This is a genomic window from Dysgonomonas gadei ATCC BAA-286 (assembly GCF_000213555.1).
Classification (GTDB): domain Bacteria; phylum Bacteroidota; class Bacteroidia; order Bacteroidales; family Dysgonomonadaceae; genus Dysgonomonas; species Dysgonomonas gadei.
The window spans coordinates 19,109-43,500 of record NZ_GL891990.1; the positions used below are offsets into that span (position 1 = coordinate 19,109).

The following is a 24,392-nucleotide window of genomic DNA, read 5'->3' on the forward strand; positions in this document are numbered from 1 at the left end:
CCGCTAAATCCGCAAGGGAAAAATCAAAAAATACATCTCAAAATAATTATAAAAAAGTTCAGCTATAAAATTTAAACAAACTCTAAAATGAAAGAAATAAAACCCGAAACGTTTAAAGAAACACTTCCTATTCAAATCCGCTTTAGTGACATAGATGCTTTAGGGCATATCAATAACAATGTGTATTTCAGTTATTTCGACCTCGGCAAGACTACATATTTCGAGACAGTAAAAGGAAAATCCGATATCAGCTGGACAGACGGCCTGATTGTGGTCGCTCATATCGAAGTTGATTTCCTTTCCCCTGTATACTACAGGGAAAATATAGTTGTAGACTCGAAAGTCACCAAACTGGGAGATAAAAGCGGAGTATTCCTCCAGCAAATAAGGAATGTAAAAAACGGAGAAGTGAAATGCCGTTGCAAATCTGTTTTCGTAACATACGATGCGCACACACAGGCGTCGATGCCTATTCCTGATACCTGGCGAAAGATTATATCGGAGCATGAAGGACTGGAAGAAGAAAGAGTGCTGTCCGAATAATGAAAATAAACGAGGGTGTATCAATAAATTTTGATTATGCCGAGTCTCGAAAAACGACTAATGTAATTGAACGTTTATTTATAGCATTGTTCCTGCTAACGAAATATTATATTCCTTCTCCATATATTTAAAGAACATATATAACTTATACTCGACCTCCATATTATACTCGATTTCTGAATTATAATCTACCTTACTCTCATAAATACGAGAATCATAAATAGACGGAAGGCTACACCGGGTATTCCATTCCGAAGTCATAACTGCATTTCTCGCCTTGAGTGTAAATGGAGAATAAAACTCTATTGGCTTTTGTGTGGCTAAGAATGCCTCGTAACCTGCATCGAAAACAATAACCTCATATTCTTTTAAGCCTTCCAAAGTTTCTTTTTTATTAAAGTTGGTTGTGATTATTATATAATCCTTAAAAAGCAAACCAGCTATACCAGCCTGTTCCTTTTTTATTATAGATATAGATTTGATTGTATTTGGATCTACTCTGCAAACGCTATCACGATCTATTACCAGACCATCAATAACAAATACAGGCTTGGGAAGATTTTTGACTTTTATTCTTTTCGTTTCAGCGTATCCTACTGGTAAGATCTTTGCATGAGATAAATGCGTAAAATCCGGCACTTTATTAGAAGATGATAATACGTCTACCGTTTTCATTTTTACAGAAACAGCTATGTCTTGTTGTCCAAAACAACCTAAAGAAGCCAGCATTAATATTACCAATAAATGCTTTTTCATAAAAACTGGGTTTATTATTATTTATCAAATATAATGAAAGTAATCCATATCCCATCTTATGCAACTTATCCTTTTTTTAAGAAGTTTTTTAATTTGACAAACAAAAACAAAGCACGCCTAATCAATACTTTCAGTGTTTTAACTATCTTTGCACCCAAATGTATAAAAAACAACCGTTTAATAAACGATTATTATCATATACCAGTTTCAACTATGAAGAGATATAACCTGATAAACAACGTCTTTGGTTGGTTCAGTTTTGCTGTAGCCGCTATTGTTTATTTAATGACCATCGAACCTACAGCCAGTTTCTGGGACTGTGGCGAGTTTATCACGTCAGCCTTTAAATTAGAGGTGGGACACCCTCCTGGGGCACCTTTCTTTATGCTTACAGGTAAGTTCTTTACGTTGTTCGCTTCTGATACATCACAGGTGGCAATGATGGTAAACAGTATGTCGGCATTGCTAAGTGCTGCTACTATCCTGTTCCTTTTCTGGACAATAACCCACCTTGCTAAAAAACTAATATACACGGACAACGAACAGGAAATGTCTTTAGGACAGCTTATCGCTATCATCGGTTGCGGTCTTATCGGGGCTCTGACATATACGTTTACCGATACATTCTGGTTTTCGGCTGTGGAAGGAGAAGTTTACGCCTATTCATCTATGTTTACCGCGCTGGTTTTCTGGCTGATATTGAAGTGGGAAAACAGAGCGGACAAGGAAGGGTCTGACAAATGGCTGGTAATTATAGCTTATGCCATGGGATTGTCTATCGGTGTCCATTTGCTCAACCTGCTGTGTATCCCTGCCATTGTACTGGTATATTACTTTAAGAAATCGAAAAATGTAAGTCTTAAAGGTACATTAATAGCTTTGGCGGGCTCCCTGTTTCTGGTTGTAATACTGATGTATGGTATCATTCCGGGCTTTACCAAAGTAGGTGGTTGGTTTGAAAAACTATTCGTAAACGGATTCGGATTCTCTTACAACACAGGAGCTCTTACATATATACTATTGATAGTAATATCTATTATATGGGGACTTTATGAGACCCTTTCGGCCAAAGGCAGCCTGGGGAGAGCCAAAGTGGCATTTATAATCTGTATGGCTCTGAGTGGCGTTACTTTTATCGGGGATAATATTCTGCTATGGATAGTATTGTTTGGCGGACTTATAGCATTCTTTGTTCTTTACAAGAAAGTCAATTTCAGATTTCTGAATACGACGATACTTTGCCTGATGGTAATCCTGATAGGATATTCGTCGTTTGCACTTATTCCTATACGCTCCATTGCCAATACTCCGATGGATCAGAACTCTCCCGAGAATGTATTCACACTGGCCAGTTACCTCAACCGTGAACAATATGGCGACAGACCATTGTTTTATGGCAAGACATATGCTTCTTCCGAAAAAAGAGACGCCAATGGCCGCCTCGAACCACCTGTGAGTGAAAAACAAAGTTTTGATAAGGTTGTGAAAAAATCACCAGACCAAAAGGACGAGTATGTGGTAACAGGTACTATCCCTACTTATGGTTATACCAATACAATGTTGCTGCCCCGCATGTATTCTACCGAAGACAGGCATCTGCTCGGCTATCAAATATGGGCGGACATAAAAGATACTTCCGTACCTCCGACAATGTTCGAGAACCTGAAATTCTTCTTCGATTACCAGTTGGATTTTATGTACTTCCGCTATTTCATGTGGAACTTCTCCGGACGTCAGAATGACATTCAAGGACACGGAGGTCCTAGTAACGGAAACTGGATAACAGGAATCAGCTTTGTGGATGAATTGCTCGGACGTGGTCCTCAAGGCAATCTGCCTCCTGATATAGCAGAAAACAAAGGACATAACAAATACTATATGCTGCCTCTTATACTCGGGATTCTGGGTATAGCATTCCAATTGACAAGAGGGAAAAAGGGTGAGCAGCAATTCCTGGTTACATTCATGCTGTTCTTTATGACCGGTATCGCCATTATCATATACCTCAACCAGCAACCGATCGAACCGCGGGAGCGTGACTATGCATATGCAGGCTCGTTCTATGCGTTCTGTATCTGGATAGGATTCGGGGTCGCATTTCTCTGGCGTCTGTTGAAGAAAGTATTACCGGAAACTCCTGCCGCCGCCATAGCAACTGTAGTTACCGTATTGGTTCCTATACAAATGGCGGGACAGAACTGGGACGATCATGACCGTTCGGACAGATACACAATGCGTGACTTCGGGATGAATTACCTGCGTGGTTGCGAACCGAACAGTATTCTGTTTTCGATGGGAGATAACGATACATTCCCGCTGTGGTATGCTCAGGAAGTAGAAGGATTCCGCACCGATGTGCGTGTATGTAACTTAAGTTACCTGCAAACCGACTGGTATGTGGATCAAATGCGCCGTCAGGCTTATGATTCATCTCCACTACCGATAGAATGGGAAGAAGACCGCTATCATGGGGATAAAGGACAATCGGCTTATGTATTCACTAAACGTGATATAGAACGTCTGTTGGCCCGTGACTTACAAAATACGAAAGAGTCATCAGCATGGGCGGGAAGAGTCAATTACGCAGACTATTATGATACTCAGGCATTCAAAGACACAATGGAAGTGAGCGAAGTTCTGAACATTCTGAAAACGATGGATAACTACGCTCCGCGCAATCCGTATGTTGAGAATGGGATAATAGTTCCTTCAAGCACTTTCAGAATGCCAATCGATGAATCGAAAGTAGACTGGAATGCATTGGGAACAAGACCAAAACCTGAATTTATATTCAATCTTGGCGATAATAAAGGTGGCATATATCGTCAGGAAATGATGATCATAGACATGTTGTATAATATTAATAAGGATGACTGGAAGCGTCCTATCTATTATGCCGTAACCATTGGCGAACCTCCATTAAGGCTTACCACCCAGTCGATGCTCGAAGGTATCAATTACCGCATCACACCGGGAGTTGTAGACAGCACGGGGGTAAATACCGAAGTGATGTTTGACAATATGGTAAACAAATACAAATGGGGAGGCATCGAAAATCCGAAAGTATATCTGGATGAAAACAACCTGCGCATGTGCCGTACATTCCGTCTGATGTTTGACCGTTTGGTTACAGCCCTGTTGATGGAAGGAAAGAAAGACAAAGCTTTACAGGCTTTGGATAGATGTATGGAAGCAATTCCGGCTAATACAGTTCCTCGTGGAGGAGAATCTGTTTCATTCGCCGATGCATATTATGAACTCGGGCAACCGGAAAAAGCACAGAAAGTAATTGATGAAATTCTGTACCGGGTCGATGGTAGCCTGCAATGGTATGCCAGTATGAAGCAGAGCCTTATGATTAATTGTACCTCCGAGATCAGAGACTTGGTGAACACTGAAATCCAGATATTGGATACATATCAACGTTACGATAAGGCTAAATATGAAGCATATCTGGAAAAAGTAATGGCCAACGCTGAACTGTTCATGAGCAATCGGGTTAGCTTTAGTGACAGAAGCCATCCGCTCGACTATCTGATGCGTATCTCGATGAGAGGTTTGTATATGACCGAAAGCGATACAGCCCTTCGCAAAGATGCGGAGGCTAAGATCGAACGTATCGGAGGAATGATGCAGAAATATAAACCTGAGCTTTTACAAAAATATTATAGCAAATAAAATAAGGTAGATAAAGGATTTTCGGGAATACCCCGGAAATCCTTTATCTATATGTTCGTCATGTTTATAGAACAACCGCCATTTATATACCGTATGCTCTTTCCCGGAGCATTTTGGAGAAAACCTGTTGAAGGTGAAAAGACAATATATCTCACGTTTGACGACGGGCCAATACCCGAAATCACACCGTGGGTACTCGACTTGTTGGATAAGTACGACATCAAGGCTACTTTTTTCTGTGTTGGCGATAATGTAAGGAAGTATCCGGATATTTATAAGATGGTACTCGACCGCGGCCACCGTGTAGGCAACCATACTTTCAATCATATACAGGGTATCAGAAAGTTCTCGAAGAGATATCTGGAAAATACGAAGCTGGCATCGGAATATATTGAATCAGACCTGTTTCGCCCGCCTCACGGACATATGAGGATACCGCAGTTCTTCACTTTACGAAGATACTACAAAATCGTTATGTGGGATGTCGTAACACGGGATTACAGTAAGTTGATGACTCCTGAGAAGGTATTGGAGAATGTGAAAAGGTACACCCGCGACGGCTCTATAATAGTATTCCACGATTCATTAAAAGCCGAGAAGAATATGAAATATGCCCTGCCCCGTAGCATAGAATGGCTGAAAGAGCAAGGCTATACCTTCAAGTTGCTATAAATCTGGTTGTTATTTCGTTGTGGCAAAGGTTGCCGGATATTCTACCGGATATAATTTTTCTCCCCCCAACAGACGGATATAAGTAGAGAATTCCCGCTTGCCTTCCTTTAATTCTATCACCCGGCATCCGTTCTTTCCAAGATTATTGTACTCCGTATTTCCTCCTGAGAAACGGCCATATGCAAGATATATATCATGGTAATTACCGATGTAATCATTATCATGGTCGTGACCTACAAATGTACCCATTACATCCCCTGCCTGACGCATGGCTGCAAACATACCCGTATTTAACTTGCCATTGCATTCTTTTTCTTCTTTACTCCCTATTAACTGATCATATTTTTCAGCCTTCATCTGAGGATATTCAGCTAGTGGAATATGGAAAAAGGCCAGTGCAGGATAAGGAGCTCCTCCGTTCTCTTTTGTATATGCGGCACTTTGATTGCTATACCATTCTATCTGGTTAAAGGCAAACCAATCGTAAGTACCTAAGCCTTTTATAGGAGTATATGCACCTGAATCAAAGAAATAGAGGATTGCACTATTCTTGTTTTCATGCGAGGACTTCACTTCCAGTATATAATTGCCTACACCCTTCAACGATTTATCTCCGGCTTGGGCCAGACAGTAAGTTTTTTCCCTTGCAAAGTCCATCAACTCCTGACGCGACATACCATGCTCATCATCATGATTTCCAAAAACGTAAGCCCACGGGATTTCACTTTGCTCAACAATATTAAAAATATCATCAAGACCATCTTTCACTGGCTTTGCATAAATTACATCTCCTGTAAAAACCACTAAATCAGGTCTTTCTTCGACAAGAACCTCGTGTATTAATTCCAAAGCCACGGCCGATGCCGGGTTATTCTTTTGATAATGAATGTCGGTAAACTGTACTATCTTAAAATTTCCGTCTTGATTAAATTTTAACGGTATATTCTGGGATTGGATAAATAATGAAAAAAGAAATAATTGGGCAATAATTAAATAGCGCATGGTTTCCGTTTTTTGAAGTTTTAAATAATCATCTAAGATAAAAAATATAAATGATTATTTGTTAGTTTCATTTTTTTTATATCTTTGCAAAAACAAAAAGAAAGTAGAATGAATTTTCAATCAACAAATGCATATTGGTGGTGGCACTCTCAACTCAAAAAGTCGTGAGCCAATCCGGTATGTATTAAAATGAAAATTTATAAAGATACAAAGCCTGTCGTAACTCACGATAGGCTTTTTTTATGACAAGAAAAATAAAACAAAATATACAATGAAAAAATTTACAGTTGACTCAAATGGTTTTTATGGAGATTTCGGAGGAGCTTATATCCCCGAAATACTTTACGACAATGTGGAAACATTAAAGAATTCATACTTGGAAATAATTGATGATCCCTCTTTCCGTAAGGAATATGAAGATTTGCTGAGGGATTATGCCGGTCGTCCTTCTCCCCTTTTCCTTGCGAAAAGACTCTCCGAAAAACATGGCTGTAAAATATACCTGAAACGGGAAGACCTTAATCACACAGGTTCCCATAAAATAAACAATGCGATAGGACAAATCCTGATCGCGAAACGTATGGGCAAAACCCGTATCATTGCGGAAACCGGAGCCGGACAACATGGTGTAGCCACTGCAACAGTATGTGCGCTGATGAATCTGGAATGTATTGTGTATATGGGAGCTACGGATGTAGAACGCCAAAAACTGAATGTACAAAAAATGGAGATGCTGGGAGCAAAAGTAGTTCCTGTAACCAGTGGCAACATGACTCTGAAAGATGCTACCAATGAAGCCATCCGCGACTGGTGTTCCAACCCTTCCGATACATACTATGTGATAGGTTCTACCATAGGCCCTCACCCTTATCCCGATATGGTAGCACGCCTGCAATCTGTTATCAGTGAAGAAATCCGCAAGCAATTACTTGAAAAGGTAGGCCGCGAGACACCCGATTATGTTATGGCATGCGTTGGCGGAGGAAGTAATGCCGCAGGGACAATCTACCATTTCATAGATGAACCGGATGTGAGAATCGTACTTGCCGAGGCTGCAGGTAAAGGCATAGATTCGGGTGAATCGGCTGCTACTATCCATTTAGGAAAGCTAGGTATCATACATGGTTGCAAAACGCTGATAATGCAATCGGAAGACGGGCAGATCGAAGAGCCTTATTCCATTTCCGCCGGACTCGATTATCCGGGTATCGGTCCTATACATGCACATTTGGCAAAGACAGGGCGTTCGGAAGTATTAGCCGTAACGGACGACGAAGCGATGGAGGCCGCCTTCGAACTGACAAGGCTGGAAGGAATCATTCCCGCAATAGAATCGGCACATGCATTGGGCGCATTGGATAAAATGAAATTTAAAGCAGAAGATGTTGTTGTGCTTTGTCTCTCAGGACGTGGCGATAAGGATATGGAAACGTATATAAACTACAAAAAATAAAGAAATGAAATACAACATACAAGTCAAAACCAAAAACCTCCTTGCAGACATGCAGACACCTGTCGGCATATACCTAAAGGTTAGAGATATATATCCCGAATCGGCTTTACTCGAAAGTTCCGACTATCACGGAGGAGAAAACAGTTTTTCATTCATTGGGATTAGTCCTATCGCCCGCTTCAAGGTAGACAATAATGAAATAACTTATACATACCCTGATAATACGACAAAAGAGGAAACTTTATCAGAAGGACAAAAACTAACTGATAAATTTCACGATTTTATAGGTCAGTTCGATGTGCAGGGTGAAAACAAGACGAATATAAACGGATTCTTCGGATACACTTCATACGATGCTATCCGTTACTTCGAAGCGGTAGACCCGGTTAATAAGAAACTGAACAATGCAGATATTCCTGAGTTTTATTATATTCTGTATCGCTTCATCCTCGTCATCAATCATCTGAAAAATGAATTGACCATCGTCGAGAATATTGTGGAAGGAACAGAAGAAAAGACACTTGAGCTAGAAGCTATTGTAATGAATAATAACATAGCGTCATATAACTTTGAGGCCATAGGTTCCGAGCAATCGATGATTACGGACGAACAACATCAGGAAATGATACGGAAAGGAATTGCCCATTGCAAACGGGGGGATGTGTTCCAGATTGTCCTTTCACGTTGCTTTACGCAGAAATTTGCAGGAGATGACTTTAAAGTATATCGTTCCTTACGCTCGATTAATCCTTCCCCATATTTATTTTACTTCGATTTCGGTTCTTTCCGTATCTTCGGCTCTTCACCAGAGACACATTGTAAAATAACAAAAGGAAAAGCCTATATAGACCCTATCGCAGGCACTTATTTCCGCACTGGTGACGATGAGAAAGACCGTATATTATCCGAAAACCTGCTGAAAGACGAAAAGGAAAATGCCGAACATGTCATGCTTGTCGATCTTGCCCGCAACGACCTCAGCCGCAATTGCCACGATGTGAAAGTGGATTTCTATAAAAATGTACAATTCTATTCACATGTTATCCATCTGGTTTCCCGTGTGAGCGGTATAGTAGACAATGACAGGAATAACATTTCTGTTTTTGCAGACACTTTCCCCGCAGGAACATTATCAGGCGCACCTAAGGTAAGAGCGATGCAACTGATACGCGACATAGAAAAGCAAATGCGTGGAGTTTATGGTGGCTGTATCGGGTATATCGGATTCAATGGTGACCTCAACCAGGCCATCACTATCCGTACTTTCCTCAGCCGGAATAATACACTTTATTATCAGGCGGGCGGAGGAATCGTTTCCAAATCGAACCCTGAAACAGAAGTCATGGAAGTAAAAAATAAACTGGGAGCATTGGCCAAAGCTGTGAAAGCAGCAGTAGAATTAAGGAATTAGGCCCCCTAAATCCCCCGAAGGGGGAATTCAAGGCAAGCACAGAAAAATGAAAAAAATATATATTATGAAGCCATCTAATCAATCCCTCCCCTTAGGGGAGGCTAGGAGGGGCCCAATCCTCATCTTCGACAACTACGACTCATTCACATATAACCTTGTTCATCTGGTTAAAGAACTGGGGTTTACTGATGTGGATGTACACAGAAACGATAAAATTGCATTGGAAGATATTGCAAAGTATGACAAGATAATCCTTTCTCCCGGGCCCGGCATCCCATCCGAAGCCGGATTGCTTCTGCCTCTGATAAAAGAATATGCAGGAAAGAAACCTATACTTGGTGTTTGCTTGGGACATCAGGCAATAGGAGAAGCCTTTGGTGCGAAGCTTTCCAATCTGGAAGATGTTTATCATGGGGTTGCTACAAAAATAGAGGTGATAAAACCCGACTATTTATTCGAAGGACTTGACAGAGAACTGGAAGTAGGCCGCTACCATTCATGGATTGTCGACAAGGAAGGCTTACCCGGCTGTATAGAAGTTACGGCCGTAGATAATAACGGACAGATAATGGCACTACGCCATAAAGAATATGATATACATGGAGTTCAATTCCATCCCGAATCGGTGCTGACACCCGCAGGAGAAATAATAGTAAAGAATTTTTTAAACAACTAATTATAAATTAAGTTGACAAGTAAACAAGATACGAGTAAACGAGTTAATTATTTAACCGATACTGCTAACTGTTGACTGTCGACTGCTAACTGAAACATATCATGAACAAGAAAATCCTTTTAAGCGAAAATGACATTCCAAGGAGCTGGTATAATATTGTAGCGGATATGAAAAACAAGCCGCTGCCGCCACTTCACCCGGGAACAAAAAAACCGTTAGAAGTAAGTGACTTAGAACCAATATTCGCGACAGAACTTGCCAAGCAGGAATTAAACGATACCGACCGTTGGATAGAGATCCCCGAACCAATAAGGGAATTATATAAAAATTACCGTCCGACTCCGTTGGTACGTGCCTATGGCTTGGAAAAGGCGTTGGATACTCCCGCTCATATCTATTTTAAGAATGAAAGTGTCAGCCCTGTAGGTTCACACAAACTGAATTCGGCAATCGCACAGGCATATTACTGTAAAGAGCAGGGGATAACAAATATTACAACTGAAACCGGCGCAGGGCAATGGGGCGCGGCCTTATCATATGCGGCAAATCACTTTGGTCTGGATCTGGCTGTTTATATGGTAAAGATAAGCTATCATCAAAAACCTTACCGCCGTTCGATCATGCAGACATATGGCGCGGAGGTTATAGCATCGCCAAGCATGAGTACCAAAGCAGGACGTAAGATTATTACAGAAAACCCTAATTATCAGGGTAGTCTTGGTACTGCAATTTCCGAAGCGGTAGAACTGGCTTTAAATACTCCAAACTGCAGATATACCTTAGGCAGTGTGTTGAATCATGTATCGCTTCACCAGACTATCATCGGTCTGGAGGCGGAAAAGCAAATGGAAATGGCAGGAGAATATCCGGATGTGGTAATCGGCTGCTTTGGAGGCGGTTCTAACTTCTCCGGAATTACGTTTCCATTCTTGCGTCATAAACTCACCGAAGGAAAAGATATCCGTCTTGTGGCGGCGGAACCGGCGTCATGTCCGAAATTAACCCGTGGTAAATTTGAGTACGACTTTGGGGATGAAGTAGGATATACCCCTCTTCTGCCGATGTACACTTTAGGCCACAATTTTGCTCCTGCAAATATCCATGCCGGAGGACTTCGTTATCATGGGGCGGGAACTATCGTCAGCCAGTTGAAAAAAGACGGATACATAGAGGCTGTGGATGTGAAGCAACTCGATACATTCGAGGCCGCCATATTATTCGCTAAATCGGAAGGTATAATCCCGGCTCCTGAGTCCTCTCATGCCATTTATGCGGCCATTCAGGAAGCATTGCAAGCAAAAGAAGAGGGCAGACAAAGAACAATCCTGTTCAACCTGTCGGGGCATGGGCTTATCGATATGGCTTCTTATGACCGTTATTTCGATGGCGAATTATCTAACCATGAGTTGAGCGACGAGGAAATTGCCAAAACAACGGATACATTGGAAAAATTAGTATGAAAATAAAGCTATTAACCATTAGCCGTTAGTTTCTTATTATAAGCTAACAGCTATTGGCTAATAGCTAAAAGCTAGCAAAATGAAACAGATACTCAACAGGCTTTTCGAACATCAGTACCTCAACCGCACCGAGGCAAAGGAAATACTGACCAATATGGCAGCAGGCAACTATAATGAATCCCAGATTGCCGCGTTTATCAGCGTATTTCTTATGCGGAGCATCAGTGTAGACGAATTCCTCGGATTTTCCGATGCACTGCTGGATTTGCGGGCAAATGTAGACGCACTGGCCGCATACAACCCGATAGACATTGTAGGTACGGGCGGCGACAACAAAAACACCTTTAATATATCCACGCTTGCCTGTTTCGTTACGGCCGGGGCAGGATACAAGGTGGCCAAGCACGGTAACTACGGGGCTACCTCTGTCAGTGGCGCATCCAATGTGATGGAACAACACGGAGTGAAATTCACCGCCGATGTCAGCAAGCTGGAAGAGTCGCTCGATAAAACCAATATCGCTTATATGCATGCCCCATTGTTCAACAATGCCCTGAAAGTGGTTGCGCCCGTTCGCAAAGCACTGGGAGTACGGACATTCTTCAACATGCTGGGACCTGTTGTAAACCCTATAAAGCCCAAAAGAACGGTATTGGGCGTTTTCAACCTGAAAATGGCGCGGCTGTATTCTTATATGTACCAACAGACCGATGTCGATTATTCTATCGTACATGGTTTAGACGGATACGATGAGATTTCACTAACGGGGGATTTCAAGATAATCAATAAATTTGAAGAGAAAATCTATACTCCCGAACAGGCTGGATTTGACCGTTGCCTTGAGATGGAACTGGATGGAGGTAATACTCCCGAAGATGCTTCCAAGATATTCGACAATGTTATCAGCAACGCGGCAACCAAAGCTCAGACAAATGCCGTGATAGCGAATGCGGCAACAGCAATACAAACGATAAATCCGCAACTTTCCTTCGGGGTAGCAATTGCTGAGGCACGCGAATCGTTAGAGAGCGGAAAAACAAAGGAAACGTTTTTGAAGTTCCTGTCGTTAAATACATAACTGTTTTGGTATGAAATCACAGAATGAAGTCCGGCATTGCTCTCTCGACGAAGTAAGGATGAACATTGATAAAATAGATGCGGAACTGGTCCGATTGATTGCAAAACGTAGTAAATTTGTATCACAAGCTGCCCGGTTCAAACAATCGGCGCAGGATGTTGTTGCTCCAGACAGGGTAAGCTCCGTAATATCCAAAGTGAGAACTCTGGCCGAAGAATCTGGACTAAACCCTGTGGTGGCAGAGAAAGTGTACAGGGCTATGATAAATGCGTTTATCAATGAGGAATTAGCCGAGTTCGATTCTTTATATAAAGAAATAAAGCAGTCATATTATTAAGATGAAAAAAGTACTGATAATTAACGGCCATCCCGACAAGGAAAGTTTCTGTTTCGGATTGCACCAAAGCTACAAAAAGGGCGCTTTAGAGAAAGGTAATGAAGTAAAAGAAATTATCCTTACGGATATGATCTTTAACCCTATACTGATGTATGGTTACCGTAAGCGGACAGAGTTAGAGCCTGATTTGCTGGAAGCATGGGAAAAGCTAAAATGGGCAGAACATATTGTATGGATTTACCCTACATGGTGGGCGTCACCTCCTGCTCTACTGAAAGGGTTTATAGAACGTATTTTCCTCCCGGGATTTACATTCGAGTATCAGGAAAAGTCGCCGTTTCCCAAAAAGCTGTTTACAGGAAAAACTTCCGAAATAATCAGTACAATGGACGCTCCTGTCTTCTATTATAAATGGATTGTAAAAGACATTGGAGGAAAGATGATTAGGAAAGATATCGGAGCATTCTGCGGAATAAAGAATATCCGGACTACTTATCTGGCAACAATAAAAACATCGACTCCCGAACAGCGGGAAAAATGGTTGAACAAAATAGAGCTTATCGCTCGTAAATAATGGAAGATAACAAACAAACAATATCAAAAGGACGCATACGGATAGCAATCTTCTGCCTGTATTTTTGCACAGGACTATGCTTCTCGAGTTGGGCGAGCCGCATCCCCGACATTAAAACAACATTAGGACTGGGAGATGCAGCATGGGGCACAATCTTGCTGATGATACCAATAGGGCAAATATGCGGAATGACAATTTCCGGCCTGCTTATTTCGAAAGTCGGAAGTAAGAAGATATTACCTATAGCTCTTATAGGATATGTAGTAGCCCTGCTATTTATCGGATTCTCGGCCAGTGAATATGCACTGATTATCAGCCTTATTGTTTTCGGTTTCTTCGGAAACTTCTGCAATATATCAGTCAATACGCAGGCGGTAACTCTGGAAACGACTTACAACAAACCTATTATGGCATCCTTTCACGGAGGATGGAGTTTCGCCGGACTCACTGGTGCCAGTGTCGGGTTACTGATGGCCTCACTCAAACTATTGCCTATCTACCATTTTGCGATAATCGGACTACTTGTCTTTATTACGCTAATCATTAACAGACCGTTTTTGCAGGCAGACCTGAAGAAAGAAAAAGACCCGGCGCAGGCAGCCAATAAGAAAAAAGACAAACCCGAAACATTCCTTTTCCTGTTAGGAATAGTCGCATTTTGCGGAATGGCAGCAGAAGGAGCCATGTCGGACTGGAGCGGACTTTATCTTATCGATGTGGTAGGTACTCCAAATCATCTGGCGCCAATAGGATTGGCCGCGTATATGATAACCATGGCATCGGGTCGTTTCCTGATAGATAAAGCAACTCAGAAGTGGGGAAGGAAAAGGGTTATACAAACAGGAGGAATCCTTATATCTGTCGGTCTGTTTACTGCGGTAGCTTTTCCTCATTTTATAACTACCATTATTGCATTTATGATTATCGGTTTCGGAACCGCCGGAATCGTCCCTACCATATACAGCATTGCCGGACAAAAGACTAAGATACCGACAAGTATTGCCCTGACAATCGTATCCAGTGTCAGCTTTCTCGGATTCCTCATGGGACCGCCACTTATCGGTTATATTGCCAGTGCTACAAACCTCCGCTATTCCTATGCATTGATAGGACTGTTCGGAATATGTATAGTTGTATTAGCTTCGACTATTAAGATACTCAAATATGATAAGGTTGAACCACGTAAAACAGACATAAAATGAGCAACATATTAGATAAAATAATCGCCAACAAAAAGATAGAGGTTGCCAGGCAAAAAATGCTGGTTTCTATCGGTGAAATGGAGAAAAAGATTGCAGATATCCGCATCAACTCGTTTAAGGGTGCATTGGCAGAATCACCGACCGGGATCATCGCCGAATTTAAACGCCGCTCCCCATCCCGCGACTGGATATTTAAGGATGCTGAAATCTCCGATGTTATTCCACTTTACTCAAAAAACGGAGCGAGTGCTATATCAGTCCTCACCGACATGGACTTCTTCGGAGGCAATCTCACCGATCTGGTACAAGCAAGAGAATTAACCCAAACCCCTCTGCTGAGAAAAGACTTTATGATCGATGAATATCAGCTTTATCAGGCAAGACTGGCAGAAGCCAGTGCGATACTTCTCATTGCTTCGGCATTGACTGTACAGGAAACGAAACAACTGGCGGTAAAAGCAAAGGAGTTAGGTCTCGATGTATTACTTGAAATACACAGCGAACAGGAGTTAGGTCATATCAATGACAAAGTAGATGTAGTAGGTGTCAACAACCGTAACCTCGGCACCTTCGCCACTGATGTGCAGATATCATTCAACCTGGCAGATAAAATCCCCGGCGAGTTTGTCAAAATATCGGAAAGCGGTATTTCACAACCTCAGACAGTAATTGATCTCCGGCAGGCCGGATATAAAGGATTCCTCATGGGTGAGAACTTTATGAAAACCGGTAATCCGGGCGAGGCTCTCGAAGACTTTATAAAGCAACTGGCATGAAGATAAAAGTCTGTGGGATGAAGTTTCCCGGTAATATAAGGGATTTGTCCAAACTTCCGGTCTGTTATATGGGAATGATATTCTATGATAAATCGCCACGGTTTGCCGATGGGCTGACATTTGCCGATGTAAATATATTGCCGTCTCATATCCAGCGTGTAGGTGTATTCGTCAATGCAGACATTGATTTTATCATGGAGAAGGTGAATAAGTACAATCTCGGCCTCGTACAGCTACATGGCTCCGAATCTGCCGCTTTCTGTAAAGAACTGGATAAAACGATACCCGTCATTAAGGCTTTCAATGTTTCGGACATCTCCGACTTCGGCCAGACAAAGGTATATGAAGATGCGTGCAGTTATTTTCTCTTCGATACAAAGACACCTCAACATGGAGGCTCGGGACTAAAATTCGACTGGCAGATACTGGATGCATATACAGGCAAACGCAATTTCTTCCTCAGTGGAGGGATTTCCGCCGGAGACACTGAAAGCATAAAAAAAATACAACACCCGAAGTTCTACGGAATCGACCTCAACAGCAAATTCGAGACAGAGCCGGGACTGAAAGATATAACACAATTACAGCAATTTATAAAAGCATTAGTACTATGAACAGGATCAAACAATTATTCGAAAAGAAACAGAAAGACATATTATCCATATACTTTACAGCAGGATTTCCCAATCTGAACGACACCTGCGATGTTATCCGCGAACTGGAAGCCAACGGCATTGACCTTATCGAAATCGGCATCCCGTTCTCCGACCCTATGGCCGACGGCCCTACGATTCAGGATAGCGGAACAATAGCATTAAAGAATGGCATGACGCTCAAAATCCTGTTCAGCCAGTTGATAGATATCCGCAAAGAGGTGAATATCCCCCTTATTATGATGGGCTACCTGAATCCCATTATGCAATACGGATTTGAAAACTTCTGCAAACAATGTAAAGAAACCGGTATAGACGGGGCTATTATTCCCGACCTCCCTTTCAATGATTACATCAATGAATTCAAACCCATTGCCGATAAATACGATATCAAAATAGTGATGCTTATCACGCCTGAAACTTCGGAAGAGCGCATCCGCCTGATAGATGAACATACCGACAGTTTTATCTACATGGTATCATCCGCTGCAACTACAGGCGCTCAAAAAAGTTTTGACGAAAAGAAACAGGATTATTTCCGCCGTATCAATTCCATGAACCTGCGCAATCCGCGCCTTATCGGATTCGGCATTTCTAACAAAGCGACATTGGATGCAGCACAGGCAAATGCCAGCGGGGCGATCGTCGGCAGTAAGTTCATTACTTTGCTGAAAGAAAGCATTAATATAAAAGAGGCTGTAAAAAATCTCAAAGAAGTATTAAGTAAATAACCCCCGTTATTTTACGTAGAAATTATATATTTACACCCACAACCTAACAACCTTTAATAAATAATACTGATGAGAAAAGTTTTCTTTTTTATGTCCGTTATTGGGTGGCTGATAAGCCTTATTATACATTTAGTATCATATGCAGGAATTGACATCGAAGACAGATTCTCCCAAATATGGTTGTTTAGTATTTTTATATTTATCGTATGGTTCCCGGCTATAATCTATTCCATAAAAGAAAATAAAGTTAAAGATGAAATAACATTTTTTTCCTTGGATTTTCTAAAAGTCATCTTTGGGCGAGCTCCCATTTGGCTTACAACACTTGCCGTTTTGTGTTTCTTTTATGGTTTTTTGAGCTTTTGGTTGCACCAGAATGCATATATTGGTGTACCCGACATCATAGATGGACAATATGTATTGCATAATCATGGAAGTATAGAGAAAGTATTGACTGAAAATGAATATCATTCTTATAATGCCGAAAGTCTGAGGTCATTCTCTAGCTTTTGGCTTATTTTTTATGGAATAGCTGCTGCTATCTTATACCCTTTCAAAAAGGGAAAAGGCAGTGATGAAGCAAATTTTAATAATGACAATATATCTGAACTCGTTGACTAAATACTATCTTTGTATCTTGATTAATAAGCAATAACACAACTCTTTCAAGATAAGAATGTCGAAATCCATTGATTATATAAAACAGGCAGGCAACTTTCTTTATAAATATAAGTTTACCATCCTCTGTCTTGCTTACTTCTGTACAATATCCGTTCTGGCGCTGTACATAGTCAGCAAGCCTGCTTTAATCAATGCATTATCGTTCATCCTTGTTCTCAATATTCTGGCTAAGACCAGATATACCCTGTGGCTGTCACTCATACTGTCCATTATCGTTTCGTTCGATGCCTATTTTGCCTTTGTATATTCCAACCAGATGTCGATAGGCACAATGGCATCCGTACTGGAGACAAATGTTTCGGAAGCGGTCGGTGTAATGTCTGAAGCCATATTCGTCGCCTTGGGATGTCTGGCTGCAAGTACTTTCCTTATACTGATGTCGCAGAGGGAATTGAAAGAAAGCAAATTTTCGCGAAAAATATCTGTCATCCTGTTACTCGGTTACTGGGTTATAATAATGCCCGCTATCGGTTACTGGAAAGTAAAATCCCTGAAATGGGAGAATTTTATAGAAACATTTCCTGTAATCGGGACCAATGCCGTTATCGCAGCCAACTTTCCGCTTGTTTACATCGACATTTCCACATTTATCGCATATCAGCACGAGAGATACCAGATGAAACAGTTCCTGAAACTGGAGAAACGGATGCCTGCCGGAATCACTTTCGACGAAAGCAAAGAAAGTCCCGAAAAGATATTCTTCATCATAGGAGAAAGCGCCTCCCGGTCACACTATTCGCTTTATGGTTACAAAGAAAAGACCAGCCCTTTTTTCGATAGCCTGGCTTTAGCTCAACCAAAAGTTCTGGATTACTACAATGTATATTCTCCCGCATCCATTACCCGTGATGCCCTGCGTATCATCCTTTCGTTTTCCACACCAAACGATATAAAGCCATTTTTCGAGAATTTCAATATTATCGACATGGCCAATAAAGCGGGATACGAGACTATATGGCTCTCCAACCAGGATAAGCTGGGCGAAAGTGACAGTTACATCGGCTTCGTGTCGGCAAACGCATCTCAGTCGATGTACGAGAAAGCTATCGTAAGGGAAGATTTTACATTGCTTGACCACCTGAAAGAAACATACAAGCCGGATAAAAAACAGTTCTTCGTTATCCATCTCAACGGCAGCCATGTACCCTATGGCGAGCGTTACGATGATGTGGATGAAAGAGAATTGCCCGGCAGCAAAACCAAGACCAGAGAATATGACCGCTCAATCCACCATACCGACAGGCTGATGCGCTCTATCTATCAGATAATGAAGCAAGACAGCTCGTCTGTCCTTTATTACTTTTCCGATCATGCCGAACTGGTAGAAGGCGGAGGACATGGAGTGTTGGTGATGGACCACAATCTGTTCGATACGCCATTGGTGACTATCAACAATAGCCCTGTTCCTGTCGATTCCATTGTGACACGGTATATAGATCCCGAAACTTCACTGATAAACAACTCGAACAGTATATTCATCATTTCTGAAATAATGGGTTATGATGTATCTGACGAAGATGCAAAAAAAGCGGTGGAAGATGGAAAATATATTTTCCATGTAGACAAAAACGTTTATCTGTATAAAGACCTGCTACCGAGATAGTAAACAGCCTGCAACTGTTAAAAGGTAACAAAAGGAACAATCTTTTCAGTCTTTTGTAGGGGCGAATAAATATTCGCCCGAATCGACAATGGGCGAAAGATATTTGGCTTCGTCGATTTTGACTCCGTCAATTTACAATTCAATTCGCCCCTACAGCTTTTCCCAAAAGGTAACAAAAGTAACACTTTTTCTATCATTATTTATTCCCACTATTCAAGGCTAAAGTCGGGGGCGGAGCCAATCAATACATCAAAGAACTATCAGCTAAATAATATAGATAAAGTTCTTTCAAAAAAGTAGGGACGAATTTCAATTCGTCCCCACAATATGTATATCATTCTCTTTCCAAAAAATCAACTCAACCGGCTCACTTCTTTTATTCCTTTTACTGTCCTCAGTTTCTTAATCAATCCATTCAGCATATCCGTATTATTCAACATAACCGATATACTTCCGTGAAATAGCCCATCGTTGGAATCGATGCTGATAGAACGCATATTGATACCCGATTCCTTGGAAATTATAGATGTCAGGTTATTGATAATACCAATGTCGTCATTTCCTATCACACGTAAGATAACCGTATAGGTAGAACCTGATTTACCCGACCATCGGGCAGGGATAACCCTGTATGCGAAACGTGAGAACATATCGTGAGCATTCGGGCAGTTCTTGCGGTGTATCTTAATTCCCTGCGAAGATACAAAGCCGAATATGTCATCCCCGTAAATAGGATTACAACATTTGGCCAGCTTATAGTCCACACCTGTAAGGTTTTTGTCGAGTATAAGTTCCTCTTTGCTTAACGTCTCCTTTACTATTTCCAGATTTTGGGGAACGTAATTTTCCGCGCTGACGGCTTCATGCCTGTCATGTTGTTCGGTCTCTTTTTTCTCCAGTTCCACGTACTGGTCTATCACCGAATTTATATCGAGGCTTTCTTCCGCTATCTTTATATAAAAATCGGTGATGGTCTTAAAGCCGAGCTTCTTTATCATGCGCATCATTATAGACTCGTTGATTTCTATTTTACGATTCTTTACACGGCGCTTGAGCATCTCCTTCGCTATCTCCACCTGTTTGTTGGCCTCTTCTTTCAGGCTCTGGCGAATTTTATTTTTCGCTTTGGAGGTAGTGACAAAGTTCAGCCAGTCCTGTTTCGGCGACTGGTTAGGAGAAGTAACTATTTCTATCTGGTCGCCGTTCTTGAGCTTATGGCGGATAGATACATTCTTTCCATTCACTTTTCCCGATACACAGGTAGAACCTATGCGGGAGTGGATGGCAAAGGCAAAATCGAGGATAGTAGCCCCATACGGTAATTTGTGCAAATCGCCTTTGGGCGTGAATACATAAATCTCCTCATCGTAGAGATCTAATTTGAAATTCTCAAGTTTCTCTCCCGAATCCAGATTCTTATTCTCCAGCATTTCCCTGAGGCTGGTCAGCCAGTCATCCATCTTCGACTGGCTTTTCACTCCCTTATATTTCCAGTGGGCAGCAAGTCCGCGTTCGGCTATTTCATCCATCCTCTTAGTCCTGATCTGCACTTCTACCCAGCGCGATTCGGGTCCCATAACTGTGGTGTGCAACGATTCGTAACCATTGCTTTTCGGTATGGACAGCCAGTCTTTGAGTCGTTTTGGATTAGGGGTGTACATATCCGTCACAATGGAATATACTTGCCAGCATTCGGCTTTTTCCTTTTCCATCTCCGAATTAAGGATGATACGGATGGCAAAAAGGTCGTAAATAGATTCGAAGTCTATCTTCTGTTTTTTCAGCTTATTATTAATGGAGGAAATGGATTTCACACGTCCTTTTATATCATATTTCAGCCCTGTTTCTTTCAGTTTGGCGTCTATGGGTTCAATGAATTCCGCGATGTATTTATCACGTGCGTCCTTACTCTCACTCAATTTACCGAGGATATAATCATAAGCCTCACGGTCGGTGTATTTCAGGTAGAGGTCTTCGAGTTCGGTTTTTATATTGTACAGACCGAGTTTATGAGCCAGAGGGGTATACAGATACGACACCTCAACCGCTAATTTCAGCCGGTACTGTTCACTGTACTTCTCGGCACATCTTATTTTATGGAGGCGGCTGGCAATCTTGATAAGGATTACCCGCATATCTTCAGCTAATGAGATCAGCAATTTTATATAATTGTCCGATGCTATTGCCGACTCGTTCATTTCCAGTGCATTTACCTTTATCAGCCCGGTAACGATATCGGCAATATCCTGACCAAAAAGTTTTTTTACTTCAGCATCTGTAATTATTTTATGAACAACAGGACGATAAAGAATCAGCGCGATTATAGACGCGCTCTTTAGCCCCAGTTCTTCCATCAGTATAATACTTGTACTTACTGTCAGATCTGTTATACTGCCTATCTTTTCATCCTTTTGATAGACATTTTCCGACATGGCTCTCTTCACCACCGAGCGAAGTTTTTTCAGTTCTTCGGCCGTAAGGTTTGCCGTCAGGCCCTTCACCAGTCGCTTAAACTTGGAATAGGTCAGTCCATCTGCATTATATGTAGGGTTATTGTTATTATCCATTGCTCCGTACTGCTTATATGTGTTTAAAGGGATAATACATTATTCTTGATAATCGGGTGTAAAATTAATTCTTTTCTGATAGTATAACGTCTTTTTTTGCCGTATGTTTTCATTTTTCTCAATTTGATTAGCATTAAGCAACAGAAAATCAGGCAAAGCATTTAACTTTGTCATGCAATAAATAAGTAAAAGAAAGTATTTAATGATATACTTTTAGTTTATAACATTCTTTGGTTGTTATACTTACCAAAGCAATAAAAAGGCCTGAGACCTTAAGAGTTGTGAAAGGAAATTAATTTAATGTAACAATCCGGTAAAAAAAAGGATGTAAAATCAAAATGGAACTATACTTAAGGCTATTTTTGCATGGAATTAATTATTATCTGAAAACAAAGCAATTACAATATGAAACCGAATGATTACGCAAAACTCGAAAAAGATTATAGTTTCAAGAAGAATTATCTGAATAGTACCCTATGGTGGAAAAATATACTGATGGTACCACCTGTATGCCTACTCTTTGTCGGGTTGGTTGGCATATTGTACTTATTTAACCTCGACAAGCTGGTATCGTGGTACATTATCCCATATTTATTACTCTTCGTAGTAGGTACTATATTGCTGAAAGCCATGAAGAAGCATATTCAGAAAACGGCGATTAACAGGCCCGATTCCTTCCTTATCTGTCTGGCCAAACCTATCGGGGAAAAAGACGGATACACCTATGCCGCATTTGTAAAAGACAGTCACAGGCATAACAAATACTATATTACAGATGAAATAAAAGATATATCTACGGATGATATTTTGAACAATCATAATGCTCCCTTCAGGAAAAAAACAATACTGATCGATAACGATGAAACCGGTTCCGATCTTTATATAAGGGCATATACCAACAGGGATCTGAACAGGCGGAGTTCTACGTGGCGCGAAGATGCACTGATCCCGGTATTGTATATAGATGATAAATACACGTTTATCATCAAAAAGAAAGATCTGGTAATCACCGGCTAGTTGCCAAATCTTCCGAAAACTCATAATCTATAATTTATAACTCATAACTCATAACTAAAATCCCTATCTTTGCATCTAAATATAATACAAACTATATGAAGATTCTTTTGATAGGCGAATACAGTCGTGCTCATTTGACTTTGGCAGAAGGGTTACGTTCATTAGGACATGAGGTGCTGACAGCTTCGGATGGCGATGGCTTTAAAAATTATCCGCGTGATGTGGACTTGAGCCGGAAGAGTTCGGGGGTAATAGATACTCTTTCCAGTATGATATCTGTCCTTGGTAAATTCAGGAAGTTTAAAGGCTATGACATTGTGCAGCTTATAAATCCATGCTTTACTACCCAGAATGTGCGGGTCAACAATTACCTGTATAAGAAGCTGAAAAAGAACAATAAGAAAGTCTTTATGGGTGCTTTCGGTGATGATTCGTATTGGGTAAGCGCATGCTTGGGAAACAAGATATTCGACTATTCTGAATTTTTTGTAGATGGCAAAGCGATCAATGTCGATTTCAATCAACGGTTCATCGATAAATGGATAGGCACGCCGCTCGAAACATTTAACCGGGCATTGGCAAAAGACGCGGACGGGATTGTAGCCTGCCTGTATGAATATTATAAAGCGTATGAACCTTTCTTCTCCGGTAAGCTGAGATATATTCCTCTACCGATGAACACGGCGGAAATAGAATTTCAGCCGATACCCGATGAACCTGAAAAAGTGAACTTCTTTATCGGAATCAATAAGGTCCGAGAGAAGTTTAAAGGTACCGATGTGATGGAGAAAGCATTGGACAGAATCAAAGACAAATATCCGGATAAAGTAATCGTTACGCGGGTAGAATCTGTCAGCTATGATGTATATCAGCAACTGATGTCACAGGCACATGTGGTGCTGGACCAGCTATATTCGCACACTCCGGCGATGAACGCATTATTGGCAATGGCTCAGGGAAAAGTAGTTGTAGGCGGAGGAGAGCCATATATCTATGACTTATACGGTGACACGTCCAATCAGCCGATTGTAAACGTACATCCGCACGAAGACGATGTGTTTGATAAGTTGGAATGGCTGGTATTGAACAAAAAAGATATTCCGGAGATATCGGGAAAGAGCCGTCAATTTGTTGAAACGAACCACGATTACGTGACAGTGGCGAAGAAATATCTGGATTTCTGGAGATTATAAATTTATCTTTCGGATAATAATATTGTGAAGGCTGTATTTAAAAGAAATAGAGTAGCGTCTCCTTTCCATATAATCTTATGGCTTAAATGGTGTTTTTTTTAACATTTTCGTTCAAAAATTTGTTTAATATTCTTTTTGAATGTACTTTTACGAAATATTCTCTAGATATAAAGACAAAAAATGTCATATTTTTCACAAGATACAATACACTATACGCCATCTTTTCTTTCTGAAAATTTGGCTATTAACTCTATTTTTGTTAGAGAGAGAGAGAGAGAGAGAGAGAGAGAGAGAGAGAGAGAGAGAGAGAGAGAGAGAGAGAGAGAGAG

Annotated in this window: 21 protein-coding genes; 18 read left to right on the forward strand and 3 right to left on the reverse strand. The window is 41.1% G+C overall.

Annotated features, from left to right (window positions below):
- Nucleotides 1-87 precede the first annotated feature (87 nt).
- Nucleotides 88-543, forward strand: coding sequence for an acyl-CoA thioesterase (locus tag HMPREF9455_RS17915; protein ID WP_006801156.1), 456 nt, complete (start codon nucleotides 88-90; stop codon nucleotides 541-543).
- A gap of 78 nt (nucleotides 544-621) precedes the next feature.
- On the opposite strand, the gene HMPREF9455_RS20850 is transcribed toward HMPREF9455_RS17915, so the two are convergent.
- The gene (locus HMPREF9455_RS20850) at nucleotides 622-1,299 is read right to left on the reverse strand and encodes a DUF6146 family protein (protein WP_006801158.1); all 678 of its coding nucleotides are present in this window, start codon (nucleotides 1,297-1,299) and stop codon (nucleotides 622-624) included.
- Between the two features lie 213 nt (nucleotides 1,300-1,512).
- Here HMPREF9455_RS20850 and HMPREF9455_RS17925 point away from each other — a divergent pair, with 213 nt between their 5' ends.
- The gene (locus HMPREF9455_RS17925; RefSeq protein ID WP_044216717.1) at nucleotides 1,513-4,977 is read left to right on the forward strand and encodes a protein O-mannosyl-transferase family; all 3,465 of its coding nucleotides are present in this window, start codon (nucleotides 1,513-1,515) and stop codon (nucleotides 4,975-4,977) included.
- Between the two features lie 60 nt (nucleotides 4,978-5,037).
- Nucleotides 5,038-5,649 carry a polysaccharide deacetylase family protein gene (locus HMPREF9455_RS17930; RefSeq protein ID WP_044216690.1) on the forward strand — a complete coding sequence of 204 codons (612 nt, stop codon included), beginning with the start codon at nucleotides 5,038-5,040 and terminating at the stop codon, nucleotides 5,647-5,649.
- 9 nt (nucleotides 5,650-5,658) lie between these two features.
- Here HMPREF9455_RS17930 and HMPREF9455_RS17935 read toward each other — a convergent pair whose 3' ends face one another.
- On the reverse strand, nucleotides 5,659-6,651 hold the full coding sequence (locus tag HMPREF9455_RS17935; protein WP_006801161.1) for a metallophosphoesterase family protein: 993 nt from the start codon (nucleotides 6,649-6,651) through the stop codon (nucleotides 5,659-5,661).
- Nucleotides 6,652-6,922: 271 nt separating this feature from the next.
- Here HMPREF9455_RS17935 and trpB point away from each other — a divergent pair, with 271 nt between their 5' ends.
- The 13 genes from trpB to HMPREF9455_RS18000 all read left to right on the forward strand — a co-directional run bounded on the left by trpB (nucleotide 6,923) and on the right by HMPREF9455_RS18000 (nucleotide 19,286).
- A complete protein-coding gene (gene trpB / locus HMPREF9455_RS17940; protein ID WP_006801162.1) occupies nucleotides 6,923-8,104 on the forward strand; it encodes a tryptophan synthase subunit beta in 1,182 nt (393 codons plus the stop codon).
- 4 nt (nucleotides 8,105-8,108) lie between these two features.
- On the forward strand, nucleotides 8,109-9,515 hold the full coding sequence (locus HMPREF9455_RS17945; RefSeq protein ID WP_006801163.1) for an anthranilate synthase component I family protein: 1,407 nt from the start codon (nucleotides 8,109-8,111) through the stop codon (nucleotides 9,513-9,515).
- Between the two features lie 64 nt (nucleotides 9,516-9,579).
- Nucleotides 9,580-10,191 carry an anthranilate synthase component II gene (locus HMPREF9455_RS17950; RefSeq protein ID WP_006801164.1) on the forward strand — a complete coding sequence of 204 codons (612 nt, stop codon included), beginning with the start codon at nucleotides 9,580-9,582 and terminating at the stop codon, nucleotides 10,189-10,191.
- A 98-nt stretch (nucleotides 10,192-10,289) separates the two neighbouring features.
- Nucleotides 10,290-11,651, forward strand: coding sequence for a TrpB-like pyridoxal phosphate-dependent enzyme (locus HMPREF9455_RS17955; RefSeq protein ID WP_185095966.1), 1,362 nt, complete (start codon nucleotides 10,290-10,292; stop codon nucleotides 11,649-11,651).
- Between the two features lie 79 nt (nucleotides 11,652-11,730).
- The gene (gene trpD, locus HMPREF9455_RS17960) at nucleotides 11,731-12,729 is read left to right on the forward strand and encodes an anthranilate phosphoribosyltransferase (RefSeq protein WP_006801166.1); all 999 of its coding nucleotides are present in this window, start codon (nucleotides 11,731-11,733) and stop codon (nucleotides 12,727-12,729) included.
- A gap of 10 nt (nucleotides 12,730-12,739) precedes the next feature.
- Nucleotides 12,740-13,066, forward strand: a complete 327-nt coding sequence (locus HMPREF9455_RS17965) for a chorismate mutase (protein ID WP_006801167.1) — start codon at nucleotides 12,740-12,742, stop codon at nucleotides 13,064-13,066.
- 1 nt (nucleotide 13,067) lies between these two features.
- On the forward strand, nucleotides 13,068-13,640 hold the full coding sequence (locus HMPREF9455_RS17970; protein WP_006801168.1) for an NAD(P)H-dependent oxidoreductase: 573 nt from the start codon (nucleotides 13,068-13,070) through the stop codon (nucleotides 13,638-13,640).
- Nucleotides 13,640-14,842, forward strand: coding sequence for an MFS transporter (locus HMPREF9455_RS17975; RefSeq protein ID WP_006801169.1), 1,203 nt, complete (start codon nucleotides 13,640-13,642; stop codon nucleotides 14,840-14,842). Before HMPREF9455_RS17970 ends, HMPREF9455_RS17975 begins: the two co-directional genes overlap by 1 nt.
- Nucleotides 14,839-15,618 (forward strand): indole-3-glycerol phosphate synthase TrpC, encoded by a 780-nt coding sequence (trpC, locus tag HMPREF9455_RS17980; RefSeq protein WP_006801170.1) that lies wholly within the window; start codon nucleotides 14,839-14,841, stop codon nucleotides 15,616-15,618. The genes HMPREF9455_RS17975 and trpC overlap by 4 nt, the downstream gene beginning before the upstream one ends.
- Nucleotides 15,615-16,232, forward strand: a complete 618-nt coding sequence (locus HMPREF9455_RS17985; protein ID WP_006801171.1) for a phosphoribosylanthranilate isomerase — start codon at nucleotides 15,615-15,617, stop codon at nucleotides 16,230-16,232. Before trpC ends, HMPREF9455_RS17985 begins: the two co-directional genes overlap by 4 nt.
- Nucleotides 16,229-17,002, forward strand: coding sequence for a tryptophan synthase subunit alpha (gene trpA / locus HMPREF9455_RS17990; RefSeq protein WP_006801172.1), 774 nt, complete (start codon nucleotides 16,229-16,231; stop codon nucleotides 17,000-17,002). The genes HMPREF9455_RS17985 and trpA overlap by 4 nt, the downstream gene beginning before the upstream one ends.
- A 69-nt stretch (nucleotides 17,003-17,071) precedes the next feature.
- Complete coding sequence (locus tag HMPREF9455_RS17995) at nucleotides 17,072-17,623, forward strand: hypothetical protein (protein ID WP_006801173.1); 552 nt, start codon at nucleotides 17,072-17,074, stop codon at nucleotides 17,621-17,623.
- Between the two features lie 55 nt (nucleotides 17,624-17,678).
- A complete protein-coding gene (locus HMPREF9455_RS18000) occupies nucleotides 17,679-19,286 on the forward strand; it encodes a phosphoethanolamine transferase family protein (RefSeq protein WP_006801174.1) in 1,608 nt (535 codons plus the stop codon).
- Between the two features lie 353 nt (nucleotides 19,287-19,639).
- On the opposite strand, the gene HMPREF9455_RS18005 is transcribed toward HMPREF9455_RS18000, so the two are convergent.
- Nucleotides 19,640-21,853 carry a RelA/SpoT family protein gene (locus HMPREF9455_RS18005; RefSeq protein WP_006801175.1) on the reverse strand — a complete coding sequence of 738 codons (2,214 nt, stop codon included), beginning with the start codon at nucleotides 21,851-21,853 and terminating at the stop codon, nucleotides 19,640-19,642.
- 405 nt (nucleotides 21,854-22,258) lie between these two features.
- Between HMPREF9455_RS18005 and HMPREF9455_RS18010 the strand changes: the two genes are divergently transcribed.
- Both HMPREF9455_RS18010 and HMPREF9455_RS18015 read left to right on the forward strand, forming a co-directional pair.
- Nucleotides 22,259-22,870, forward strand: coding sequence for a hypothetical protein (locus HMPREF9455_RS18010; RefSeq protein WP_006801176.1), 612 nt, complete (start codon nucleotides 22,259-22,261; stop codon nucleotides 22,868-22,870).
- A 95-nt stretch (nucleotides 22,871-22,965) separates the two neighbouring features.
- Nucleotides 22,966-24,063, forward strand: a complete 1,098-nt coding sequence (locus HMPREF9455_RS18015; protein WP_006801177.1) for a glycosyltransferase family protein — start codon at nucleotides 22,966-22,968, stop codon at nucleotides 24,061-24,063.
- Nucleotides 24,064-24,392 lie beyond the last annotated feature (329 nt).

Excerpts from the sequence above, each read along its gene's own strand:
- HMPREF9455_RS17965 (WP_006801167.1), top strand. The coding sequence starts at position 12,740 with ATGAAATCACAGAATGAAGTCCGGCATTGCTCTCTCGACGAAGTAAGG.
- HMPREF9455_RS17950 (WP_006801164.1), top strand. The coding sequence starts at position 9,580 with ATGAAGCCATCTAATCAATCCCTCCCCTTAGGGGAGGCTAGGAGGGGC.
- HMPREF9455_RS18005 (WP_006801175.1), bottom strand. The coding sequence starts at position 21,853 with ATGGATAATAACAATAACCCTACATATAATGCAGATGGACTGACCTAT.
- HMPREF9455_RS18015 (WP_006801177.1), top strand. The coding sequence starts at position 22,966 with ATGAAGATTCTTTTGATAGGCGAATACAGTCGTGCTCATTTGACTTTG.
- HMPREF9455_RS17985 (WP_006801171.1), top strand. The coding sequence starts at position 15,615 with ATGAAGATAAAAGTCTGTGGGATGAAGTTTCCCGGTAATATAAGGGAT.
- HMPREF9455_RS17925 (WP_044216717.1), top strand. The coding sequence starts at position 1,513 with ATGAAGAGATATAACCTGATAAACAACGTCTTTGGTTGGTTCAGTTTT.
- HMPREF9455_RS18000 (WP_006801174.1), top strand. The coding sequence starts at position 17,679 with ATGTCGAAATCCATTGATTATATAAAACAGGCAGGCAACTTTCTTTAT.
- HMPREF9455_RS17935 (WP_006801161.1), bottom strand. The coding sequence starts at position 6,651 with ATGCGCTATTTAATTATTGCCCAATTATTTCTTTTTTCATTATTTATC.
- trpC (WP_006801170.1), top strand. The coding sequence starts at position 14,839 with ATGAGCAACATATTAGATAAAATAATCGCCAACAAAAAGATAGAGGTT.
- HMPREF9455_RS17915 (WP_006801156.1), top strand. The coding sequence starts at position 88 with ATGAAAGAAATAAAACCCGAAACGTTTAAAGAAACACTTCCTATTCAA.
- trpB (WP_006801162.1), top strand. The coding sequence starts at position 6,923 with ATGAAAAAATTTACAGTTGACTCAAATGGTTTTTATGGAGATTTCGGA.
- HMPREF9455_RS17970 (WP_006801168.1), top strand. The coding sequence starts at position 13,068 with ATGAAAAAAGTACTGATAATTAACGGCCATCCCGACAAGGAAAGTTTC.
- HMPREF9455_RS17975 (WP_006801169.1), top strand. The coding sequence starts at position 13,640 with ATGGAAGATAACAAACAAACAATATCAAAAGGACGCATACGGATAGCA.
- trpD (WP_006801166.1), top strand. The coding sequence starts at position 11,731 with ATGAAACAGATACTCAACAGGCTTTTCGAACATCAGTACCTCAACCGC.
- HMPREF9455_RS17930 (WP_044216690.1), top strand. The coding sequence starts at position 5,038 with ATGTTTATAGAACAACCGCCATTTATATACCGTATGCTCTTTCCCGGA.
- HMPREF9455_RS20850 (WP_006801158.1), bottom strand. The coding sequence starts at position 1,299 with ATGAAAAAGCATTTATTGGTAATATTAATGCTGGCTTCTTTAGGTTGT.
- HMPREF9455_RS18010 (WP_006801176.1), top strand. The coding sequence starts at position 22,259 with ATGAAACCGAATGATTACGCAAAACTCGAAAAAGATTATAGTTTCAAG.
- HMPREF9455_RS17945 (WP_006801163.1), top strand. The coding sequence starts at position 8,109 with ATGAAATACAACATACAAGTCAAAACCAAAAACCTCCTTGCAGACATG.
- HMPREF9455_RS17995 (WP_006801173.1), top strand. The coding sequence starts at position 17,072 with ATGAGAAAAGTTTTCTTTTTTATGTCCGTTATTGGGTGGCTGATAAGC.
- trpA (WP_006801172.1), top strand. The coding sequence starts at position 16,229 with ATGAACAGGATCAAACAATTATTCGAAAAGAAACAGAAAGACATATTA.